The 1,490-nt window shown below is 54.0% G+C and carries 2 protein-coding genes; one reads left to right on the forward strand and one right to left on the reverse strand.

The features are described from left to right. Nucleotides 1-700 (forward strand): substrate-binding domain-containing protein (locus tag AC1DUO_RS24900; RefSeq protein ID WP_477989339.1); only part of this gene is annotated, 700 nt, incomplete at its 5' end. Between the two features lie 87 nt (nucleotides 701-787). Here AC1DUO_RS24900 and AC1DUO_RS24905 read toward each other — a convergent pair. Beyond that, on the reverse strand, nucleotides 788-1,490 hold a 703-nt coding region (locus AC1DUO_RS24905; RefSeq protein WP_477989341.1), incomplete at its 5' end, for a GDP-mannose 4,6-dehydratase.

Here is a 1,490-nt window from a genome sequence, read left to right on the forward strand (position 1 = left end):
GGCGAAAGGCGTGCAGGTTATCGCCCTCGATTCCCCGCCGGATCCGATCAGTGCCGTCGATGCCCTCTTCGCCACCGATAACTATAAAGCTGGCGAATTGATTGGCCAGTATGCTCAGGCGGCCATGCCGCTGACGTTCGCGGGACAACCCCTCAAAATAGCGATGCTGGATTTATCGCCAGGACATCTGGTAGGGGCAAGAAGACACAACGGATTTATGAAAGGATTGGGGTTAACTGCGGCAGGTGCCGAATCCAGTGAACTGTCCGCCGCACCCGAAATTGTGTGTGCAGGCTATAGCGAAGGGGCTGAGAAACAAGGCTACGAGGTCATGACAAATTGCCTGAAAGCCCATCCGGACATTAATCTGGTTTACACCGTCAATGAACCGGCCGCAGCCGGAGCCTACAAAGCCTGGCAGGAAGCAGGTAAACAAAAGAATGCCATGATTCTCTCTGTTGATGGCGGGTGTGCGGGGGTAAATTACGTACGTGAAGGCAAGATTGCTGCCACGGCCCAGCAGTATCCTTTAACGATGGCGGCGATGGGTGTTGATGCTGCCGTTGCCTATGCCAGACACGGCAAAAAGGTTTCCGGGTATGTGGATACCGGCGTCACGCTTATCGCCGATAAACCTATGCCAGGTCTGGCAAGCAAAGATACTCAGGCAGGGCTGGATGCCTGTTTTGGCGCTAAATAAACAGCTTTCCTGAAGACAAAAAAAAGCCGGAGAATGTCAGCGCATTCTCCGGCTTTTTTCGTACATCGTCAGAAACAGCGACTGGCGTTAGCCGTACAGCTTCAGACGCGCCGCCTTTTTGGCGAAGGCCAGATCCGCCTGCACCATCTCAATCACCAGATCCTGTAATGAGGTTTCAGGTGCCCAGCCTAACTGACGCCGTGCTTTTGACGGATTAACCGAAACCTTGCTGACCTCCGACGGGCGCATATAACGCGGATCGACGGCGACAATCACATCTCCGACTTTCAGCGCTGCCGCGACCGGGCTGATAATCGCCGCAATCACGCCTTTTTCCTCCACGCCTTTGCCGACAAACCGCAGTTTGATCCCCAGTTCAAGGGCCGCAAAAGTCACGAACTGACGCACCGTAAACTGCACGCCCGTTGCAATGACGAAGTCCTCCGGTTTGTCCTGCTGCAGCATCAGCCACTGCATTTTGACGTAATCTCTGGCATGCCCCCAGTCACGTAAGGCATTCAGATTGCCCAGATAAAGGCACTTCTCCAGCCCCTGAGTAATGTTCGCCAGCCCGCGTGTGATTTTACGCGTGACAAAACTTTCGCTGCGCCGCGGCGACTCATGGTTAAACAGAATGCCGTTACAGGCATACATACCGAATGTTTCCCGGTAATTCACGGCTGTCCAGAAATCACTGACTCTGGCGACGGTCTCCGAAGGTGGAAGATTAAACGTCACCATTTCATTGATGGTCATCCCGTTAACCAGCCCGCACAACGCGGAAGATGAG

Source organism: Rahnella sp. P4_A8 (assembly GCF_056402435.1).